Source organism: Synechococcus sp. R5-13 (assembly GCF_047462015.1).
GTDB lineage: Bacteria > Cyanobacteriota > Cyanobacteriia > Thermostichales > Thermostichaceae > Thermostichus.
The window spans coordinates 1-2,814 of record NZ_JANSIL010000033.1 but is presented as its reverse complement, the minus strand read 5'-3'; the positions used below and the strand labels follow the sequence as shown (position 1 = coordinate 2,814).

Below are 2,814 nucleotides of genomic sequence, written 5' to 3'. Positions count from 1 at the left end.
CGACTGTAAACTCGCCTGAAATTCCGAAACTTAGCTGTCCTCTGGGTCAGCTAGGGATTGGGATAAAGCCTGCACCCTGCGCATAGCGCGGGTGTCGGGTAGTTTACTTTTATCGGACTGGCGGTTGGGGATCCTCGCTTTGCAGGCGGAGAATTTCGGCCTCAATGCGCTGTTGCAAAGCTTTGCCCTCTTCGGAGCGGATCAAGAGTGTAATGCGGTTGTAGTCGGGCACAGTCATGCCGTGGCGAGTGATGATCTCGGTCGCGGTGCGGATGAATTCTCGCCGGATTTGATCTTTGCTGGCCGGGTCGTTTGTGGCTTGGGAGCGCTTTTGGGCCTCTTGCCGGTGGGGCTCCATCTCCAAGACGATACGGGCGTACATTGTTACCTGCTCATCGCTCAACACCACAGAGGTGGTGGGGGTTTGAGCCACGGCCAGAGAGACAGTGAGCACAGGGATCCAAGTGCAAACCCAGATCAAACCCACCAGCCCTTTTTGGACCACGCTTTGGATTGGAAATGCCGTCCACCATCTCCGACTTGCTTTGCCTGACACCGCTGATGTCTCCCCACCCGCCAACTGTTGCTCAGGTTGCCTAGGGTTTTTGTGAGCTTTCGGCCCCACGCCGGTTCAACACTCTGATGAACCCCGCGGGCTTCGATCCTATCTGCTCCTCTCTGTGAAAGCCCAGGGCGTCGTCCACGCTGACAACTGAGCTTGCTTTTCCATTTGACCGAAAACTGGTCTTTAGGTTCCAGTTCCAGTCCCTTTCCAGCCTATCTGACCCCCAGAAGGGAGTGGCCTCTGGGATAATGGGGATGAATTGTTGGTTATTGCCCCTATGCATTTGGAACGTCGCCCGGTTTTCCCGTTTACGGCCATCGTCGGCCAAGAGGAGATGAAATTGGCCTTGCTCCTCAACGTGATCGACCCGCGCATTGGCGGGGTGCTGATCATGGGGGATCGCGGCACGGGCAAGTCCACCACCATTCGCGCTTTGGCCGACCTGCTGCCCCAGATCGAGGTGGTGAAAGGGGATCCCTTCAACAGCCACCCGCGGCAGCGGGACTTGATGAGCGATCAAGTGTGGGAGCGCCTGCAGGCGGGAGAAACGCTGGAAAGCACTTGGATCCAGGTGCCGATGGTGGATCTGCCCTTGGGGGCAACAGAAGACCGAGTGTGTGGCACTCTCGACATTGAGCGGGCCTTGGCTCAGGGGGTGAAGGCTTTTGAGCCGGGGCTACTAGCCAAGGCCAATCGAGGCATCCTTTACGTGGATGAAGTCAACTTGCTGGATGACCACTTGGTGGATGTGTTGCTGGACGCGGCGGCCTCAGGCTGGAACACCGTGGAACGGGAGGGCATTTCCATTCGTCATCCGGCTCGGTTTGTGCTGGTGGGATCCGGCAACCCGGAAGAGGGGGAATTGCGGCCTCAACTGCTGGATCGCTTTGGCATGTTTGTCCAGATCGAAACGGTGCGAGATGCCGCCCTGCGGGTGCGGATCGTGGAGGAGCGCAGCCAGTTCGACGCCGATCCCCAGGCTTTTTTGGCCAAGTATGCCGATTCCCAGCAGCGCCTGCGGGAGCGCATCGAAAAAGCCCAACATCTTTTGCCCAACGTGGCAGTGGATCCCGACTTGCGCTTGAAGATCTCTGGGGTATGCGCGGCTTTGGAGGTGGATGGACTGCGCGGAGACATTGTAACCAACCGGGCTGCCAAAGCCCTGGCAGCTCTAGAGGGGCGCAGTGAGGTCACCGTCGCCGATATCCGTCGGGTGATCAGCCTGTGTTTGCGCCACCGCCTGCGCAAGGATCCTCTGGAGACCATCGACTCGGGCTACAAGGTGGAAAAAGCCTTCAGCGAAGTGTTCCAGGTGAGCTTGGAGAGCGCCGCCTAGCCCAAGCACTCCGCGCTGCTAGCCCTCACCCCCGGCCCCTCTCCCGGCGAAGGGAAGTTGGGATCGGCGAACCTCAACCAAATAGGGCCGCTAACTTGTCGGCAATGGCGGCAATCCAGGTTTGCTCCTGCCGGCTGAAGCTGCGTGGGGTATCGCTCCCCAAAATCAAGCACCCTTTCTGGCCGATGGGCTGGCACAGCACGGCCTGGGATCCGGGGGGCAACAGGCCATCGAACTCGGCGCGGGCCGGGAACAGCTTGAGATCCACCAAATACACGGGCCGCCCCGTTTGCAAAACCCGCTGCAAAACGCTCTTGGGCTGAATGGAGGGCATCTGGCCGGGGTTGGCCAGGATCCCCCGTTGTAGGAGGGTTCGCCCACCCACCCAGATCACCACAGTGCGGGCGGCAGTGGTGCTGAGCAGGGTATGGGAGGCCCAAGCCAGCTCCAGTTTCTCACTTTCAGAAAGATCGGGATGCCAATCACAGCCGGGGATCCCCTGCAGGGGGGCCGTTTGGGGTGGAAGAGGCTGGATCTGCTGCCACAGCAGGCCGGTCAGGATCAAAACGGCGCTGAGGAGGATCCCCAAGGCATCTGAGCGGGACTGGCTGGTGAGCAATTCCGGCGTAAAGGCCAGTCGATTAATAACCAAAAGGACGCTGCCCAAAAGGCCGGTCACCAGAGGCAGCCGCCTCACCCAGCGATTGGGATCCCTGGGGGCTGGAGTGGGTTCAACCGTCAAGGCAGGCTAGGCATAACCTAGAGGAAGTAACGGGAGAGAAGGGAGAAGCTGATACATTTACGCTGAACACTGCTGAACATCACTGTTCAACTATGCAGCGGTAGCATTCTGTTTGTTTCCAAACAGAATGGCGGTATCCCGCAAAGCTTTGAGTAGAATACCCAAAGCGCA

3 protein-coding genes are annotated in these 2,814 nt (G+C 59.0%); 1 reads left to right on the top strand and 2 read right to left on the bottom strand.

Annotation, left to right across the window (positions count from 1 at the left end; translation table 11 throughout):
• Positions 1–109: 109 nt before the first annotated feature.
• Positions 110–454 carry a DUF4168 domain-containing protein gene (locus tag NW840_RS02920; protein ID WP_414331953.1) on the bottom strand — a complete coding sequence of 115 codons (345 nt, stop codon included), beginning with the start codon at positions 452–454 and terminating at the stop codon, positions 110–112.
• 388 nt (positions 455–842) lie between these two features.
• On the opposite strand from NW840_RS02920, the gene bchI reads away from it, so the two are divergent.
• Positions 843–1,901 carry a magnesium chelatase ATPase subunit I gene (gene bchI, locus NW840_RS02915; RefSeq protein ID WP_011431779.1) on the top strand — a complete coding sequence of 353 codons (1,059 nt, stop codon included), beginning with the start codon at positions 843–845 and terminating at the stop codon, positions 1,899–1,901.
• Positions 1,902–1,974: 73 nt separating this feature from the next.
• Here the strand turns inward: bchI and NW840_RS02910 are convergent, their stop codons facing one another.
• Positions 1,975–2,643, bottom strand: a complete 669-nt coding sequence (locus NW840_RS02910) for a cofactor assembly of complex C subunit B (protein WP_414342303.1) — start codon at positions 2,641–2,643, stop codon at positions 1,975–1,977.
• Positions 2,644–2,814: the final 171 nt, after the last annotated feature.

Coding starts and splice junctions, on each gene's coding strand:
- bchI (WP_011431779.1), top strand. CDS start 843: ATGCATTTGGAACGTCGCCCGGTTTTCCCGTTTACGGCCATCGTCGGC.